Consider the following 18638-nt stretch of genomic DNA (forward strand, 5'->3'; position numbering starts at 1 on the left):
CATCGATGAGGCAGCATTACTGCTGAAAAATGGAGTGACGCTTACGCTATTGCGCTATACACCGAGCTTGTCACGCAGCCCATACCACCAGGACCCCATCACCGAGTAAGGAACACGGAATGTACGACCGCCTGGAAACGGGATCCATGGCACCTTGGCAAATACATCAAACCGAGTCAGGTCGCCATCAATCGCCTCAGACAAAATACGCCCGAACGTGTGCGACCCCGTTACCCCGTGCCCGCTATAACCATGAGCAAAATAGGTGTTATTACCAATGCGCCCCATCTGCGGCACACGGCTGAACGAAAGGGCGAAGTTACCACTCCAAGCGTAGTCAATCTTGACCCCTTTCAGCTGCGGGAACACTTTATCCATGTTGCGCTGCAACTTGGCTTTAATATCTTTAGGATCGGCACCACCATAAACCGTGCCACCACCAAATAGCAGACGCTTGTCACCAGACAACCGGTAGTAATCAAGGATATAGCGAATATCTTCAACACAAACATCTGTTGGCAGCAGATCATGCGCACGCTCGTCACCCAAGGGCTCGGTCGCCATCACTTGCGTTGATACCGGCATGACACGCGGCGTTAATGTTGGCACCACGTGCCCAAGATATGCATTACCGCACAACACCAGTGTTTTGCAGGTCATCGAGCCTTTCGCCGTTCTGACCACCGGCTGAGCCGCAGCGTGATCAACATCGATAACTGGCGACATTTCATAAAGGGTCCCGCCATTAAGCTCGAACGCTGCAGCTTCACCCAGTGCCAGGTTCAGCGGATGCATATGACCACCGGAATGATCAATCAGCCCTCCGGCGTAAAGGTCGGAATTTACATGCTGGCGCAACTGCTCTTTGTCCAGCATTTCCTGATTATTGATGCCATATCTGGCCCAAAGCCGCATCCGCTCTTCTAGCTCTTTTACATGGGCGCCCGTTAACCCTGTAAAAATATTCTTTTCCTTCAGGTCGCACTTGATGTCATAGGTCGCCACCCGCTCGCGGATAATCTCACCACCCTCTTGCACAAGGCCCGCAACAAACGTCGCCGTGTCTTGCCCATAGCGCTTTTTGATCGTCTGTAAGCTGGCGTTCAAGCCATTAACAATCTGCCCGCCATTACGCCCTGAGGCCCCCCAGCCAATCCGCGCACCTTCAATAATCGCGACCTTGTAGCCTTTTTCCGCCAGGTGCAGGCCGGTAGAAAGCCCGCTGTAGCCAGCGCCAACAATACAAACATCAACTTGATGATGACCGGTCAGCTCAGGACGCTCAGGCGCGGCGTTGGCAGAGGCAGCATAATAACTTGCAGTATGGCTGCCATCGCCAGCATAGGGGTGTTTCTGCAGGGTCATCACAGACCTCCGGTTAGTTATTAACATGTATCGACAGCTGTCATCCCGCCCCACCAACGCAGGGGAGCGGCTGCTCATGGCAGGAGACTCTGGCCCCCAACAGCGACAAATCGACAAACATTCGATCACATTGTTGCTCTTTATTCAACAAACTACCCAATGAGCCGCTCGCCACAAATAATCACTTAACTTTTTGTAACTTATAGTTTTTTATTAAAACAAGCCGTATAAAAAAGACTAAAGTCTAACCCCGATTGATGTTATAAATTTGACAACACCAGGCAGTAATCTCAAAAATGGCACCATCAACACTGATGAAAATGCAAAAGGCCCCGACATGTCTTCTCTAAGCGCTGACGAAGCAAGTAACTTTCTTGAGCAACATCCCGACATCACCAGCATTGATCTGCTGATCAGTGACCTCAATGGCATCGTTCGTGGCAAGCGAGTTCCAAGGAACAACCTCCTAAAGGCCTGGACTGATGGTATCAACCTGCCCGCCTCTGTCTTTGCTCTCGACACCCTAGGTAATACTGTTGAAGAAACCGGACTCGGGCTTGAAAGCGGTGACGGCGACCGAGTTTGCCGAGCAATTCCTGGCACGTTGATGCCAACGCCCTGGCTACGTAATGGCCAACACGCCCAGCTGTTAATGCACATGGAAGATAGCGACGGCAGCCCTTTTTTTGCAGACCCGCGCCAAGTACTGTCACGCGTGCTCAAGCGTATGACTCAACGCAGCCTGACACCCGTTGTCGCGTTAGAGCTGGAGTTTTACCTGGTTGACCGAAAGCGCAATGAGCGCGGCATGATTCAACCGCCCTGCTCACCGTCCAGCGGAGAGAGGGCAACTCAAAGCCAGCTGTATTCCATCAACGAACTGGACGAGTACGCCGACTTTCTTGAAGATATTCAAAACGCTGCAGAAATACAAAACCTACCGCTAGATACCACGCTTAAAGAGTGCGCGCCCGGCCAGTTTGAGATCAACCTGATTCATTGCGATGACGTACTGGCGGCTTGCGACAGCGCCGTGTTACTCAAGCGCTTGATTAAAGGCGTTGCCCTTAATCATGGCTTTGAAGCAACGTTTATGGCTAAGCCTTACGGAAAGGAAGCAGGCAACGGAACCCATGTGCACATCAGCCTGGTTGATGCTAACGGCCATAACGTATTTGCCGCTGAAGATGGTGATGTACTGGGCACAGAAACACTCAAACAAGCCGTTGCTGGCCTGCTTGAACTCATGCCAGCATCCATGGCCCTATTCGCACCCAATCTAAACTCTTATCGCCGTTTCCAGCCGGGGCTTTACGTTCCCATGAGCCCGAACTGGGGCTATGACAACCGCTCCGTAGCAATCCGCATTCCTTCCGGACCCAATGAGGCACGCCGCATCGAGCATCGCGTTGCTGGTGCAGATGTAAACCCCTACCTGCTGCTAGCCACGCTTCTGGCTTCCATTGACCACGGCCTGACCCAAGAGTTAACGCCTGACAAGGCCGTTATCGGCAATGCCTACGACCAGTACGAGCCAAGCCTAACCAATAGCTGGGCCACCGCATTAGACCTGCTTGCAGAAAGCCAGCCTCTCGCTAAAGCCTTGGGTAACGATTTTCTGCATGTGTTTATTGCCAACCGCCGGGCCGAACGCGACCTAGCCATGCAAGAAGTCAGCCAACTGGAATACGACTGGTATATGCGCCACGTTTAAGCCAATCAACGTCTAAGCCATGAGCTGTTTAAACAACTCAACGTCCATAAAAACCAGAAACAAAGGACAACAGACAGCATGATAATCACAACATTTCTTGCCACTTTTCTTGCCCCACCCTTAGCAACAGCAACCAGCGCCAGCCTCCTTTTCGCAGCAACAGGAGGCCTGTCGTGAGCCATTCAACCCACGCGTTTTCCCCCTCTTACCCTGCTGAGCGCGGCAAAGGTAAAACAATAATGCTGGTGGCGGCCATCTTGATCACCGTTATCAGCCTGACGCTATATCATGAAACGGGCACAGAGTTCGGTTGGATCAGTCTCGTGCCGTCATTCATCGTGCTGGTTGTGGCCATTTCTACCCACCGCACCTTAGAGGCACTGGCAATAGGCGCCCTGTCAGGGCTAATCATTTTGCAGCCTGGCGACTATATTGGTGAACTGGCCGATATTTCACTCGCCGTAATGATGGACGAAACCATTGCCTGGCTCATTCTTGTTTGTGGCCTGATGGGTGGTTTTATCGGCATGTTGGAAAAATCAGGCTGCACATTAAGCTTCAGTCACTTCGTTAATCGTGCGGTTAAAACTCGCCGCCAGGCAATGCTCAGCACCGCCGGCCTTGGCGTGATGATTTTCATCGACGACTACCTAAACGCCCTTGCCACGTCAGCAGCCATGAAGCGCCTGACCGATCGCTTCGGAATCTCGCGCGAAAAACTCGCCTATATTGTGGACTCAACCGCAGCACCCATTTGTATACTGGTACCCATCTCTACTTGGGCGGTTTACTTCGCTGAACTGCTGGAACATAACTCAGCCACCGAAGGGCCTGGTATGGCGCTATATATTCAGTCGATTCCCTTCATGCTTTACGGCTGGGTTGCTATGTTGCTGGTACTGTTGGTGGCGGTTGGTAAACTGCCAGATTTCGGGCCGATGAAAGCTGCAGAACAACGCGCACAAGCTGGACAACCGATTCCCGACGGTGCGCCTGACACACCTGCCAACGAACACGGCTCTACTCAGATGTCACCACTTCGCGGTGTTTTCAACTTTCTTGCCCCCATGGTAGTGCTGATCGCGGCCAGCGCTTATTACGAGATAGACCTGCTTAAGGGTGTCATCTTAGCCACGCTATTTACCCTGGTACTCTATTTGGTTCAGCGCCTAGCCACTTTCAGCACGCTAATGGACGCTATTATGGACGGTTTTCGTACCATGATGCTGCCGCTGGCTATCGTGGCGGTTGGGTTTGTGCTGCGCGAAGTGAATGATCGCCTAGGCATGACAACGTTTATGATTGACTCCTTAGCCCCTTATCTCACTGTCGCTATATTACCGGCACTAGTGTTTTTGGTGATGGCCGTTGTGGTCTTTGCCACCGGCTCTTCCTGGGGCGTATTCGTTATCTCGATTCCCATCGTCGTGCCGATGGCCCAACACATGGATGCCTCCATGCCGCTAATGGTAGGCGCACTACTTTCCGCCTCTAGCTTTGGTAGCCATGCCTGCTTCTTTTCGGACTCTTCAGTGCTATCAGCCCAAGGCAGCGGTTGTCTTCCCATGCAGCACGGACTCACCCAGTTACCCTACGCGTTACTCGGCGCATTACTCACAGCAGCTGGCTTTCTAGCACTAGGATTTATAATGGCCTAATGCATTAGGCTCAAATGGCTTAACGCTCCAATGATACAACGCCAGAATAATTTAACCCCTTCTTCGGTATAGCGTTACAGCACCAAAGATGGGGTTGAATTATTAATAATAAATATAAAGCTCTCTTAAAATGCTCTGGCTGGCGTCGTGCAGCTAACCACGCGGCAAATTTTATCACCAACATTACGAAAACGATGCGGAATATTCGTATTATAATAATATGTTTCACCAGCAACCAGTACGCGGGTTTCTGCCCCTATGGTAACTTCAATCTCTCCCTCTAGCACCAACCCCGCTTCCTCGCCTTGATGGACGATCATCTCACGCCCTGTATCAGTGCCTGCAGGATAGGTTTCGATCATGAAAGACAGCGCCCGATCACGGCGGTCTGCACCAACGAGTTTGTAGATAACATCCCCTGATCCCATATCAACAAGCTCTTCGGGAGAATAAAAAGTTCGCTGGCCATTATTGTCCAATTCCAGGGTAAAAAAATCTCCGACACTAATAGGAATAGCATCAAGAATTTTCTTCAATGAACTTACCGAGGGACTAACCTTACCTTGTTCAATCAGCGACAAGCTTGAATGAGTGACCCCGCAGCTTTTTGCCAGCTCGCGCTGAGAAATTCCTTTTAACGTTCGCAGAGCTCGCAAACGCGCCCCGACATCGTTTGACATCTGGTTCTCCTTTTACGCGCCGAATGGGTTAACACAGCACGTCAAATTTTTATATCAGCAAAGCCGCAACCTGCCGAGGAACTCGCGGCATCATGCACAAAGTTTTCATTACCGCACTACTGTGAAGTTTATCATGGCAGTGCGCTCAGCCGCTTATCGACTTTGCTTTCTAGTAAAGGAGCCGCTGAACACGTTCATCGGGTGGCTCTGTCAAACTGTGGCAGAAAGGTCAGATCTCCCCCGCCGGCGCTGATCAAGCAGCCGCGGCAGGGTTTATGCAGCGTTTTCCTAAACCACCGTGTAACGAAAGGGGCGCGTAGCATCAATGGACAGATAGTTCACTATTCGGGCGGACCTGGCACAAACTCGCGCATCTCAATATTAAAATATTGATCTTCCTTGCCACGCACTCGAACGATATTGGGGCCCCAAGCCTCCGCCCCCCCAATATCCTCATAAAGATGATCAAGGAGCCTGGTACCGTCGGGCAAATATAGACCGACCTTTTGCGACGTATTTTCTGCCGTAATTGTCTCGGTCAGCGGATCCCAACTCCACCAACTGAGACGTTCAGGGATTATCACATCACCTTGTTGAGAAACAAGATAATAACTCAGCTCACCCTCTTTTGAAATCAAGTAATAGCTGGGACCAAAGGTGCGCACTCTATCATAGGCCTGAAACTGCGTGAGCACGTCATCTGGCAACGTAATATTTTCTGGGCGCGGCAGACCTCGATGTAACTCCAATGTCAACCATGCTCGTAGAGCATTCCTGTCCTGAGATTTGCAAACCAATGTGAGCGGTCCGACCCGTTCAGCGCTATAGACATAATACAGCGGCCCCTCAGCACCGATGGCGATATCCGGTTCATCAAGAAACCAAGTTGGCTCACTCCGCTTAACGATGGGAGTTCTCACAGGGCTGGCCGGCTTATTAGCAGCAAAGTTCCCACTTTCGATATAGGCAACAGCTGAATCCAACGGACGATTTACGGATATGTCATCCTGCCATTTTGATAGGAAAACATCATGGAGTGTAGATACCCTTTCAGGATGATCCAGAAACGGTGCACATATCAAATTCCCACTGAATTCAACTGGATGGGATTCGTCCGTCTCAACATAATCTGCATCGTAAGCATTGAGTATTCCGCTAATAATACTTCCAGAATTATAGCGCGCCATAAGGTTCTGAGGCTCAAACAGACGAGCAAGGTCTTTAATAGCATACTGGCGAACATTTGGATCCCAGGAACGCCCGACTTTCAACTCGGGAAGCTCAAGAGCCGTCAATACCTTGTCGCGGGTCAGACTTGTCAGGTCTATGTCAGGCGCCGAAAGTGGGCGTGCTGCCAGTGAGTTGGCCATGGCAAGTACGACTTCCAGCTTACGGTAATCAGCGAGTTTGGCGACTGTCAAGTAGGAAAGGTGCTCCAGTTCAGTCAATTTGGCAATTAACGTACCACCCTCATAGACGCCAGCGACAAATACATCTTCCGTATCGCGCAAAATAATGCGGGAATCGCCTGGTCGACCGATATAGTCCTCACGCAAGGATTCCATTTTTTGTGTTGCCGTATGTGGTCGTAGCGCTAAAATCTGTACTCGAGTCCGATCCGAAAGCACCACCTCGATATCAAAACTCTGAAAGGGTGTGTCAGTTACTGCATCAACCGGATATGTCAGTGTAGCCTGCAATCCAGAGAGCATTTGATCCTGTGTCCTACCATTAAAAGCGGGATCAACAGGAAATTTTTCTGAAAAAACCTCCATATCAGTGCGCCACTTGGCTTTTTCGGAAAGCTCCTGTTTGATGATCTCTCTCTGTTTTACAGCCCTTGCCGAGATATCGTCGACTGCTCGCAAGGGAATTTCAAACGCCAACCCACTTGAGGCATCAAATAGCATGACCGGGGCGGTCACTTTGGGGTTAAGGCCGCGCTTACCCCATGTCACTTCAATCGGACCGATGTCCGCCGACTCTACCCGGGAAACTGGAACACTAGGATCGAAAGGGACGGTGGTGGTTGTGCCAGAAAAATGCAGCACAAGATGCTGATCTTCTGTATCGAAGCTTGCGTATCCAAGCGCCATTTCGTCGCGCAGCACCTGATTCATTTGCACCAGAAGCGGGCCAAGCAGCATGTCTTTCTTCAACTCACTCCAATCCGCCGGTTCGCTCGTATCATCCAGTAACACCACGTCTCCAAACACAAAATCCTGAGATTGTCCCAGTGAAGTCGAGCTCGGTTGAACCAAAGCATTAATAATGACTAACGTGCCGAATCCAATGGCGGCACATGCCAACACTACAATCCCTCGCATGTAAAAACTCCTTTTTTACGCAGTAAATCAATATAAGCAGACATCATCTGAGCAAGCCATCGAGACGCTTTCTACCCCCCGAATCTTCTCGCGACCATAACTCGAAGTCACCAACCCGTTTTAGCCCTCCTTATCAAGGAATAAGCACCGCACACGTTCAACACTAACGGTCAATCTAGCAGCGCCTCAACGCCCCCCACTTCACCACAGCGATCTGGAGAATAGCCTGGCAACGTCGCAACCGCGGCACGAAATGCCTCGCTAAGCAGTACCTCTCGCAACTGTTCCAGTCGCGGATCATTCAGGCTTCGCTGATGGCATACCAGTAAATAGTCTTCACTAACTAGCGGTAAAAAATCCAACCCGAAGCGCCTGGCCGCCGCTTCCACACCAAAGCCCACATCCGCCATGCCTGATGCCACATAAGCGGCTACCGCCGAATGGGTATATTCTTCCACCGGATAACCGTTAATACCCTCGGCCAAGATACCCTGCTGAGCTAACAAGCCATCAAATAGCGCTCGTGTGCCAGAGTCTGGCTGGCGGTTAATAAACCTCACCTGCTCTTTTGTTGAGCAGGCAAGGTCAGCCAAACCATGAATACCTAATGGATTCCCCGCCCTGACCATTAGCCCTTGGCGACGCGTAATAAAGCGTAGCAAACGGTGCCCTCTTGGCTTAATTAAGCCGCGATAATGACGCCCTAGCTCAAGGCCAAGCCTCCCTTGGGCCAGGTGAAAGCCAGCCAACTCACAGGCCCCGCGATTCAATGCCAACAGCGCCTCTCTTGGACTGCAGTACTGCAAATCAAGGCGCCCCCCCTGATCCTTAAGAAAGCCAGACAGCAGTTCTACCGCATACCCATGACTGGCATGAAAGCGCAGCACTGGCCTGATGCCTTCCAGCGTTTGGGCAATGGCAAGATTCAACTCCGAACCCAGGCTTTCGAGCTGCGGCCCCAGGCGCGCACTAACTCGCTGTTCAGCCCATAACAACTTTTCACCCAGCGGGGATAGCCAGGCACCACGGCCGCGCGCTAACTCCACTAGAGGCGTGCCAAAAAAATCTGCCCATTTATTAAGCTGATTCCAGGCATGACGATACGAGATGCCACTCGCCTCAGCCGCCTTGGTCAATTTGCCGTAACGATGTACTGCATCAAGCAGCACAAATAACTGACGATCCAGCTGGTTGCCTGCCTCATCGTTAAAATACCAACCTGGTGTAATCTGTATTTTTTTCATATGAAGCAACTTTCATATTTCACTGAGAGAGACCTAATGCTAGCGTTAATGTAACCGTGACACTAGCCCGCTGTATCGCCGTGTCAGTGATAATGATAAATCACGAATATTGTGCATAAAAATGCATATTTAAACAGAGGTTTTCTTAAACCCGCTTCGTGATACCAGACAATAACCCGTGACAATAAGCAGGTGGCCACGATGAGCGCTTCTATCGAGTGGAGTTCGGCACAGGTTCAGGACAGCATCGATGCGTTAAAACATAAGCCAGGCGCGCTGTTACCAATCCTACATGCCATTCAGCAACATATCGGCTATATCCCCGATGGCAGCGTACCTATCATCGCCAAGTCGCTAAATCTGAGTCGCGCTGAAATACACGGCGTGATTAGCTTTTATCATCACTTTCGTACCACGCCGCCAGGTCATCATGTCATTCAGGTATGCCGTGCTGAAGCTTGCCAGGCAATGGGTGGGCGTCAGCTGGAAGCCCATATCAAAGACCGCTTAGGCATCAACCACCATGCCACAACAGCTGATGGAGGCATCAGCCTAGAAGCCGTTTACTGCTTGGGAAACTGCGCCTGCGCTCCCAATATCAGCGTGAACGAACGGGTACATGGCCGCATGAACAACACACACTTCGACGCGCTCTTTGAAGAAATAAGCGACGCCCTACACACCCAGACACTGGAGGTGAAATGATGGCCGTTCGCGTATTCGTTCCCTGCGATACCACAGCACTCGCCATGGGTGCCGATGACGTCGCCCAGCGGTTGCTGAATGAAGCCGAGCAGCGTGGCCTAGCAATAGAGCTGGTGCGCAATGGGTCACGTGGTGCCTGCTGGCTTGAGCCGCTGGTAGAAGTGGAAACACCCGATGGCCGCCAGGCTTACGGGCCAGTTAGCACCGAAGATATTCCTTCACTGCTCGATCAAGGCTTGCTGGAAGGCAAGCGCGAACATGCCCTGGCACTGGGCAACACCGAGGACATCGCCTGGTTAGCCAATCAGCAACGCTTCACCTTTGCACGAGCGGGTATTACAGACCCTCTGAGCTTAAGCGACTACTTGGCTCATGATGGATTTCGTGGCTTAGAACGAGCGCTCACGCTCGATACTCAGGCCATTGTTGACGAGGTCAAGGCCTCAGGCCTGCGCGGACGCGGCGGCGCCGCCTTTCCTACTGGAATCAAGTGGCAAACCGTACTCGATGCGCCCGCCGAGCAAAAATATATTGTATGCAACGCCGACGAAGGTGACTCCGGCACCTTTGCCGATCGCATGGTCATGGAGTGTGATCCTTACATGCTGATCGAAGGCATGGTAATTGCAGGCTTAGCGGTCGGCGCGACCCAAGGCTATATCTATGTACGCTCAGAGTACCCGCTGTCCTGTCGCATGCTTGATGAGGCCATTCTCAGAGCCGAGGCGGCAGGCTATCTGGGCGACAACCTGCGCGACAGCGGTCGCCGCTTTCACTTAGAAGTGCGCATGGGCGCTGGTGCCTATATTTGCGGTGAAGAAACATCGCTGCTGGAAAGCCTTGAGGGCAAACGCGGGCTAGTGCGTTTCAAACCGCCCCTACCTGCCATCGAAGGGCTATTCGGCAAGCCCACTGTCGTCAACAACGTGCTGTCGTTAGCAGCCGTACCGTTCATTCTCGATAAAGGCGGCGACGCTTACGCCGAGGTTGGGCTGGGTCGTTCTCGCGGCACACTGGTTGTACAGCTCGCTGGCAATGTTAAACGTGGCGGCCTGATAGAACTGGCTTTTGGTACTCGTCTGCGCCAAGTCATGGAAGACTTTGGCGGAGGCACCCACAGTGGTCGCCCTCTACGCGCGGTTCAGGTGGGTGGCCCTCTGGGCGCTTATCTGCCTGAGTCTCAGTGGGACCTGCCACTGGACTATGAATCCTTCAGCGGCGACAGCGCTGTGCTTGGCCACGGCGGTATAGTGATGTTCGACGACAGCGTCGACATGGCCGAGCAGGCACGTTTCTCCATGGAATTCTGCAAGGTGGAGTCCTGCGGAAAATGCACGCCATGCCGCATCGGTTCAACGCGTGGCGTTGAAGTGGTCGACCGCATTCGTCATAACCAGAATCGCGATGCCAACCTGGCACTGCTCGAAGAATTGTGCGAAACCATGGTGGACGGCTCGCTGTGTGCAATGGGCAGCATGACACCAATTCCCGTACAGAGCGCCCTGACTCATTTTCCCAACGACTTTCTGCGCACGCCGGACGCCAATGCGGAAGGAGAATCATCATGATCGAGCATTTTGACCCCAGTTCATATGAAAAAGACTTCGGCACCCCAGCACAAGAGGGAGCGCCGGTCACGCTGTTGATCGATGGTGTCAGCGTCACAGTACCAGAAGGCACGTCGTTGCTGCGTGCTGCCGCCATCGCTGAAATCAAGATCCCCAAACTGTGCGCCAGTGATAACCTGGAAGCGTTTGGCTCGTGTCGCATGTGCGCCGTACAAGTCGCAGGCAAGCGCGGCTATCCCGCTGCTTGTACGACCCCCGTGGAGGCCGACATGCAGGTCACCACCTATAACCCGCACTTAGCCAAGCTGCGGCGCAATATCATGGAACTCTACATCTCTGACCACCCGCTGGACTGCCTAACCTGTTCTGCCAATGGTAACTGCGAGCTACAAGACGTAGCCGGAGAGGTTGGGCTGCGCGAGGTGCGCTATGGTTTCGATGGCGAAAATCATTTGGCGTCGAAGCAGGATGACTCCAACCCTTATTTCAGCTTTGATCCTAGCAAGTGCATCCTCTGCTCACGCTGCGTGCGGGCCTGCGATGAAGTACAAGGCACCTTCGCCCTAACTATCGACGGGCGCGGCTTTGATTCCAAGGTCTCGCCGGGCCAAGATCAAGCCTTCATGGACTCCGACTGTGTCTCCTGCGGCGCCTGTGTACAGGCCTGCCCCACCGCGACATTGATGGAAAAAAGTGTCATCGAACAGGGGCAGCCAGACCGCAGCGTTATCACAACCTGTGCTTACTGCGGCGTTGGTTGTTCGTTTAAGGCCGAAATAAAAGGCAACGATGTTGTGCGCATGGTGCCTTACAAGGGCGGTAACGCGAATCACGGCCACTCTTGTGTCAAGGGCCGCTTCGCCTTCGGCTATGCCACTCACAAAGATCGACTGACCACGCCGATGATTCGTGATAGCATCGAGCAGCCTTGGCGTGACGTCAGCTGGAGCGAGGCGATTAATTTTGCGGCCAAACGGCTTAAAGCGACCCAAGCCAAATATGGCCGCGAGAGCATTGGCGGCATCACCTCGTCACGCTGCACCAACGAAGAAACGTATCTGGTACAGAAGCTGGTCCGCGCTGCCTTCGGTAACAATAATACCGACACCTGCGCCCGAGTCTGCCACTCTCCCACTGGATACGGGCTAAAAACCACCCTGGGCGAGTCTGCTGGCACCCAAACGTTCGACTCAGTCATGCAGGCTGACACTATTATCGTCATTGGTGCCAACCCCACCGATGCCCATCCCGTGTTCGGCTCACTGATGCGCCGTCGCCTGCGTGAAGGTGCCAAGCTGGTTGTTGCCGACCCGCGGCATATCGACCTTCTCAACACCCCACACCTGGCCGATGCCCAGCACTTACCTCTACGCCCTGGCACCAACGTGGCATTGATCAATGCGCTAGCCCATGTGGTAATCGATGAGGGCTTGGAAGATCACGACTTCATCGCCAAACGCTGCGACACCCAAGCCTACAGCGCGTGGCGTGAGTTTATTGCCCATTCAAGGCACAGCCCAGAAGCGACCGAGTCAATTACCGGCGTATCAGCCGCAGAGGTACGTCGCGCTGCGCGTAGCTACGCCAACGCGGGTAATGGCGCGATCTACTACGGCTTGGGCGTAACAGAGCATAGCCAAGGTTCCACCATGGTAATGGGTATTGCCAACCTGGCGCTGGCCACGGGTAACATCGGCCGCGAAGGCGTGGGCGTGAACCCGTTGCGCGGCCAGAATAATGTTCAGGGCTCCTGTGATATGGGTTCTTTCCCTCACGAGCTTCCTGGTTATCAGCATGTTGCCGACGACACATCGCGCCACCGCTTTGAGCAAGAGTGGGGAGTTCAAATTGACCATGAGCCTGGGTTGCGTATTCCCAACATGTTCGATGCCGCTATCGAAGGCACTTTCAAGGCGCTTTACGTACAAGGTGAGGACATTGCCCAGTCAGACCCAAACACTCAACACGTAGAAGCTGCATTAACCTCGCTTGACTGCTTGATCGTGCAAGACATTTTCCTTAATGAAACGGCCAAGTTCGCTCATGTGCTATTACCCGGTTCCACCTTCCTGGAAAAAGACGGCACATTCACTAACGCCGAGCGACGCATCAACCGGGTTCGCAAGGTCATGCCACCACTGGCTGGCAAGGAAGACTGGGAGATCACTCTCGCTCTGTCTGAGGCGCTGGGCTATCCCATGCATTACGACCACCCCTCTGAGATCATGGACGAAATTGCCCGTCTGACGCCTACCTTCACCGGTGTCAGTTTCGCCAAAATCGACGAGCAAGGCAGTCTCCAGTGGCCGTGCAACGAGGAATTTCCGCTGGGCACGCCGACCATGCACGAAGTGGACTTCCCGATCGGCCGGGGCCGTTTTGCGATCACTGAATATGTCGCGACCGAAGAGCGTGCTACGCGGCGTTTTCCGCTACTCCTCACCACGGGTCGAATTCTGTCGCAATACAACGTTGGTGCCCAGACTCGACGCACGGCGAATCAGCAATGGCACGCAGAAGATGTACTGGAACTTCACCCGTCCGATGCGGAGCTACGCGGCGTTAAAGATGGCGACTGGTTGGGTATCACCAGCCGTGCAGGCCACACAGTGCTACGCGCTCGGCTTAGTGAGCGTATGCAACCGGGTGTGGTCTACACCACCTTCCACCACCCGAGCAGCGGCGCTAACGTCATTACCACCGACAGCTCTGACTGGGCCACCAACTGCCCAGAATATAAAGTCACCGCTGTTCAGGTGGAAAAGGTCAGCCAACCCTCGGAATGGCAGCGTCGCTTCGATGACTTTGAGCTCCGCCAGCAAGAATACTTAGCTGCCGCCCAGCCTGAAGAGGCGTCAGGAGTAAGGCATGACCAAGCGTGATGGCACAGTGCCCCAATGGGTGCATACCTGTCAGCTGGGCCATTTAGAGAAATGCCACGACTTACTGGCCGATGAAGTGCCGGTGGCACTGGTATACAACGGGGTGTCTCATGCGGTAATGATGGCAAGCCCCGTTGATCTTGATGACTTTGCGTTGGGCTTTAGTTTGTCTGAAGGCATCCTCACGGATGCCTCAGAGCTATACGACTGGTCGCTGCAAGAAACCGCTGCCGGATGGGTCGTTGAACTGGCTATTGCCAGCTCACGTATGGCCGCCCTCAAAAAACGACGGCGAAACCTGACCGGACGCACGGGGTGCGGGCTATGCGGCACCGAATCACTGGATCAGGCCATTCGCCCAGTTGCCCATGTTCAGGCTCCCCAACTCAGCCACAGTGCCGTTGAACACGCCATTACAACACTTGAAGCACACCAGCCACTTCAGGCTATAACCGGCGCTAGCCATGGTGCAGCCTGGTGTAGCTTGGAAGGCGAAATAATGCTGGTACGCGAAGATATAGGGCGACATAACGCCTTAGACAAACTGATTGGCGCACTGGCAAAAGAATCGCTATCTGGAGAAGGACCCAAACACACACTTAACCGCAGGCTTTCCCAAGGCTTCGTGCTGGTTTCTAGCCGAGCCAGCTATGAAATGGTGCACAAAAGTGCCAGTGTTGGCATTGGCGCACTGGTCTCAGTATCCGCCGCTACTGGGCTTGCTGTTGATCAAGCGCGTAAAGCAGGTTTGCTACTCATCGGCTTCGCACGCCCCAAACGACACGTCATCTATCATCGCCCTGCTATTCGGTCAGTAGCCAACGGTTAAGTTCGACAAAGGAAGCTCAATAATGTCAGCACACAACAGTACTCTGATCCATATGGTCAACCAAATTGCCGAGAACCTGCGTCACGGCCGCAGTAACGAACAGGCTGTTGAAGAAACCGCGTCACACCTAGAAAAATTCTGGGCTCGCCCAATGAAAGCGAAGATTATTGATAGCCTAGGAGATAGCGAAAACGGCCTAATACCAGCCGCCCGTGACGCAGTAGAGCAGCTAAAACAACGCAGCCGCACCAGCTAAAACGCGGGGTGCGGCTGCATTACTGCACCATGAGTCAAGGCGTTAGTTTGCTGAAACTTGCCTTTCTCCATTAATCAGAATATCTACCCGACGGTTAGGCTGCAGACATTCCTTGAGTTGTGCGCCAGACTCACCCGCACAACTCACCACTGGGTTGCTCTCACCCATACCAAGCGCCTGAATATGCAGTGGGTTAATCCCTTGCGCTATCAGAACTTGCCTAACGGCATTGGCTCGCTTATCAGACAATCTCTGATTATAGGCATCGTTACCAATCCTATCCGTATGGCCCAGCACCCGCACCTCTGGATCGTTAAAGTCAGTAACCAGCAGATCTGCCACTCGCTCTAAGCTCCGCTGCCCTTCGAAGCGCAACACATCACTATCGAAATCAAACAGCACATCAGCAGAAAGCCTAACTCTCTCTTCTGTCGACTCAGGAACGGGGGCGGCTTCAACGGGAACCAGAAGATCAGCGCACATTTCATTTTTCCAATGCGTGCTTTCCACTAAGACATCATCATCAAAGTGAACCTGATACTGACAGGTTACATAGCCTTTCGGCACACTGTCGGTATAAAAATTAAACGCATAATTCCACTCTCTCACACCAAACAGACCTTCCGAGAACTGGGGAATATCCAATAGGGCACGAATTTGATCTTTATTCTGCCCTTTAGAGACCCTCAGCACAGCATCCGGCGCAACAAAGGTACCTTCTTTAAGGTAGGCGCTGTCCATGTCGGGGAACATAATCCCCGACTCATTAGTGCTACCACTAGACACGCAACCCTGTAGCAGAGCGGCAGTTGCCGCCACTACCGTGGCGAGCAACATTTGCTTATGACCCATCTTTATATACCATCCTTTACCTAGTGACCTTTTACATTCGTAAATGCACAGCTTATCGCTTACCAGTGCCAACCCGCGCCAACACCAGCACCAAAGTTACCTTGTGAGTCACCCGTCACATTCAACTTAATCGCCAGATGACCATTTTCAGACAACCGGGAAACACCAACGGCTACCGCTGACTCACCTTTATATGTGCCAGCACCAACAGCAACCATGCCTTTACCCACACGAGTCGTCTGAGGAACCGAAGACGCGGCAATCGCACTAGCTACACCAGCGAAAGAATCATCCTCCAGGTCACTAATACGCCGCTTAACACCTCCCAGTTCCTGCGTGAACCGTTGATTAAGGTCCTGCAGCTGGCCTACATTTGCGGCGTCAGTAGGCGCTTTACCTGCGGCAACATTATGGATCACCGTGGTTTGGTCACCACCGCCACCCAGGGTTACATTGCCGTAGTCGATGCTGCCATCATCGTTGCGGTCGTAGTTAACTGAAGCTGCCTCAACAGACTTCAACTGCCGTACGTTAACTGCATCAGTATCCTGCGTACCACCCGCAACATTAGTGATCTGGCGCTCACCACCTTGGTTGCCCACTGAAATAGCGCCCTGCTGCGATGCCACTGCAACATTCGAGAAGGCTTCTTTCTTACCGTTCATGCCTTCACGATCGGCCACCGAACCAGCCCCCAGCGCCACACTACCCTGCGCCTTAGAAACCGCTCCGTTGCCGGCTGCTACGCTATCATCACCGCTCGCAACACTTTGCGGCCCCATGGCAACGCTTTCCTGACCAACCGGATTAGCTGCTGCGGCTTCTGAGTTGGCTTTGAAATACTTACCCCCTTTTTCAGTGATATTGGTGATGTCATTTTGCATCTCCCAGAGCTGGCTACCATTCACTGCATCAGTGCTGTTTTGAGCAACTTCACCTTTACCAACACCGCTAATAATGGTGTTTCCTTCATTATCGACATTGTTTTTATCGATAGTGACAGAACCCACATCGATGCTATCGAACTCCACATCATCTGCAGTAGCAACTTCATAAACGGTCTGACCATCATCACCTAGTGATTCTTTAACAGTAATGTTTTTTCCTTGCGTAACTTCAGTCTTAGCTGCTGCAACATCCTTATTGATATCGCCAGCAACCTGTTTGAGGTCACCCACATTTACTGCGTTCAACAGATCGTCACCGCTAACCTGGCCCAGCGACTGATTTCCCAGGCCACTGGCTACACCAGTAATCTGCTTATTACCGGCATAGATACCGTTGATTGTTACACTCGGGCCACCATTAGCAATCACTAGGCCAGTTTTATCCAGAGCTACTTTATCACCAACGCTGAGCAGGCCGTTTTCACCATCCACAGCAATTGCGTTTTCATCTTCACCCAGGGTGATCTTGTCAGCCAGCGCAACACTAATGTCATTACCTTCATTGCTGACCAGAACATTACCATCACCAGCAAAGTCAACCGTATCCCTAGGAGCCACATTACTTGCAGAGGCTTCTTCACCATTGGTAGTCAGATTCCAGCCGGCGTTAGCAACGTCCTTCACTTGCCATAGTTGGCTACCGTTAATGGCGTCTTTGCTGTCCGATGAAACATCGCCATTCGCCACATTAACGATCTTATTATGACCATTATTCAAACCACCATTGTTCAGCACAACGTCACCATTAGCTCCACCTGTGAGCGTGATGACACCAGCACCAATATCTGTGGTTTGTGGGTCTGTTGCATCTCCATTAGTGACGAATATGCCACCATCAGCCATGCGCGTATTACCCGTGGTAACGCTATCAACGGTTAGGTCTTTATTCAGATTAAACGCAAGATCTGTACCATCTTGTGAAATCAGGATGTTGTCATCGGTATTGCTGAAATCTACCTTCGCTCCCGGCGCAACATTTTCACCCGCCGAGCCGTTAGCACTAACATCCCATCCTGTATTAGCGACATCGTTAACCTGCTTCAACTGCTCTTCGGTCGCCGCACGACCTGCTTGGGCAAAATCACTGCCGTCAAGGTCCGTGTTAGTCAGCCCTTCAATGGTGCCGTTGCTGCCATCAACCGTAACGCTGTTGCCCGCACCGGCCACGCTGATGCTGCCCGCGCCGACTTCAGTGGTGCTGCCTGCGCCGTCATCAACGTTTACGCCGGCGTCGTTCATCACGGTATTACCCGTGGTCACGCTGCCCGTTGCACCCAAGTCGATGTTATTAGCCAGCTTGATATTCAGCTTGCCGCCTTCTTCGACCACACCAATATTGTCATCAGCCAGCTTGTTAAGATCAGCACCACCGACAATATCCAGTTGCTCGTTGAGCTTCTTAGCAAGTACTTTTCCATCATCACCCGCAAAGTTTAGGCCATCGTCCATGGTGGCCACTTCTTTGTCGTCAATGACGATGCGCGTAATGCCGTCTTTGCCATCCACGCCAGCTACGCCGTCAACCACGGTAATAGTGCCGTTAGCGCCGTCCTTGCCGTTGATTCCAATCGAGCCATCTGCACCGTTGATGGTGACGCCATTCTTGCCGTC

The 18638-nt window shown here is 52.6% G+C and carries 13 protein-coding genes; 7 read left to right on the forward strand and 6 right to left on the reverse strand.

The genetic code is table 11. The annotated features are described in order from the left end of the window. Positions 1–54: 54 nt before the first annotated feature. Positions 55–1365 (reverse strand): NAD(P)/FAD-dependent oxidoreductase, encoded by a 1311-nt coding sequence (locus H616_RS0109035; RefSeq protein ID WP_035572792.1) that lies wholly within the window; start codon positions 1363–1365, stop codon positions 55–57. A 337-nt stretch (positions 1366–1702) separates the two neighbouring features. Between H616_RS0109035 and H616_RS0109040 the strand changes: the two genes are divergently transcribed. Further along, positions 1703–3079 (forward strand): glutamine synthetase family protein, encoded by a 1377-nt coding sequence (locus H616_RS0109040; protein ID WP_027967084.1) that lies wholly within the window; start codon positions 1703–1705, stop codon positions 3077–3079. 173 nt (positions 3080–3252) lie between these two features. Then, entirely contained in the window at positions 3253–4737 is a 1485-nt protein-coding gene (locus tag H616_RS0109045; RefSeq protein WP_035572794.1) for a Na+/H+ antiporter NhaC family protein, read from the forward strand. Between the two features lie 125 nt (positions 4738–4862). Here H616_RS0109045 and H616_RS0109050 read toward each other — a convergent pair whose 3' ends face one another. The 3 genes from H616_RS0109050 to H616_RS0109060 all read right to left on the reverse strand — a co-directional run bounded on the left by H616_RS0109050 (position 4863) and on the right by H616_RS0109060 (position 8988). Then, the gene (locus tag H616_RS0109050) at positions 4863–5417 is read right to left on the reverse strand and encodes a cupin domain-containing protein (protein ID WP_027967086.1); all 555 of its coding nucleotides are present in this window, start codon (positions 5415–5417) and stop codon (positions 4863–4865) included. Between the two features lie 341 nt (positions 5418–5758). After that, positions 5759–7744 (reverse strand): hypothetical protein, encoded by a 1986-nt coding sequence (locus tag H616_RS0109055; RefSeq protein ID WP_027967087.1) that lies wholly within the window; start codon positions 7742–7744, stop codon positions 5759–5761. 170 nt (positions 7745–7914) lie between these two features. Further along, positions 7915–8988 carry a substrate-binding domain-containing protein gene (locus tag H616_RS0109060; RefSeq protein ID WP_027967088.1) on the reverse strand — a complete coding sequence of 358 codons (1074 nt, stop codon included), beginning with the start codon at positions 8986–8988 and terminating at the stop codon, positions 7915–7917. 201 nt (positions 8989–9189) lie between these two features. Between H616_RS0109060 and H616_RS0109065 the strand changes: the two genes are divergently transcribed. Genes H616_RS0109065 through H616_RS0109085 form a run of 5 tightly spaced genes read left to right on the forward strand, consistent with a single transcriptional unit; the run spans position 9190 to position 15228 of the window. Then, a complete protein-coding gene (locus H616_RS0109065) occupies positions 9190–9693 on the forward strand; it encodes a formate dehydrogenase subunit gamma (protein WP_027967089.1) in 504 nt (167 codons plus the stop codon). Continuing rightward, on the forward strand, positions 9693–11261 hold the full coding sequence (locus H616_RS0109070; RefSeq protein WP_027967090.1) for a formate dehydrogenase beta subunit: 1569 nt from the start codon (positions 9693–9695) through the stop codon (positions 11259–11261). The genes H616_RS0109065 and H616_RS0109070 overlap by 1 nt, the downstream gene beginning before the upstream one ends. Then, entirely contained in the window at positions 11258–14143 is a 2886-nt protein-coding gene (gene fdhF / locus H616_RS0109075) for a formate dehydrogenase subunit alpha (protein ID WP_027967091.1), read from the forward strand. The genes H616_RS0109070 and fdhF overlap by 4 nt, the downstream gene beginning before the upstream one ends. Further along, positions 14130–14972 carry a formate dehydrogenase accessory sulfurtransferase FdhD gene (fdhD, locus tag H616_RS14590; protein ID WP_084155797.1) on the forward strand — a complete coding sequence of 281 codons (843 nt, stop codon included), beginning with the start codon at positions 14130–14132 and terminating at the stop codon, positions 14970–14972. Before fdhF ends, fdhD begins: the two co-directional genes overlap by 14 nt. Positions 14973–14994: 22 nt before the next feature. Then, the gene (locus tag H616_RS0109085) at positions 14995–15228 is read left to right on the forward strand and encodes a formate dehydrogenase subunit delta (protein ID WP_027967092.1); all 234 of its coding nucleotides are present in this window, start codon (positions 14995–14997) and stop codon (positions 15226–15228) included. Positions 15229–15270: 42 nt separating this feature from the next. Here H616_RS0109085 and H616_RS0109090 read toward each other — a convergent pair whose 3' ends face one another. Both H616_RS0109090 and H616_RS0109095 read right to left on the reverse strand, forming a co-directional pair. Next, the gene (locus H616_RS0109090; RefSeq protein ID WP_051234132.1) at positions 15271–16080 is read right to left on the reverse strand and encodes an OmpA family protein; all 810 of its coding nucleotides are present in this window, start codon (positions 16078–16080) and stop codon (positions 15271–15273) included. Between the two features lie 59 nt (positions 16081–16139). Continuing rightward, a partial coding sequence (locus H616_RS0109095) for a YadA family autotransporter adhesin (RefSeq protein ID WP_027967094.1) occupies positions 16140–18638 on the reverse strand: 2499 nt, incomplete at its 5' end.

This window comes from Halomonas halocynthiae DSM 14573 (assembly GCF_000425725.1).
In the GTDB taxonomy this organism is placed as follows: Bacteria; Pseudomonadota; Gammaproteobacteria; order Pseudomonadales; family Halomonadaceae; genus Halomonas; species Halomonas halocynthiae.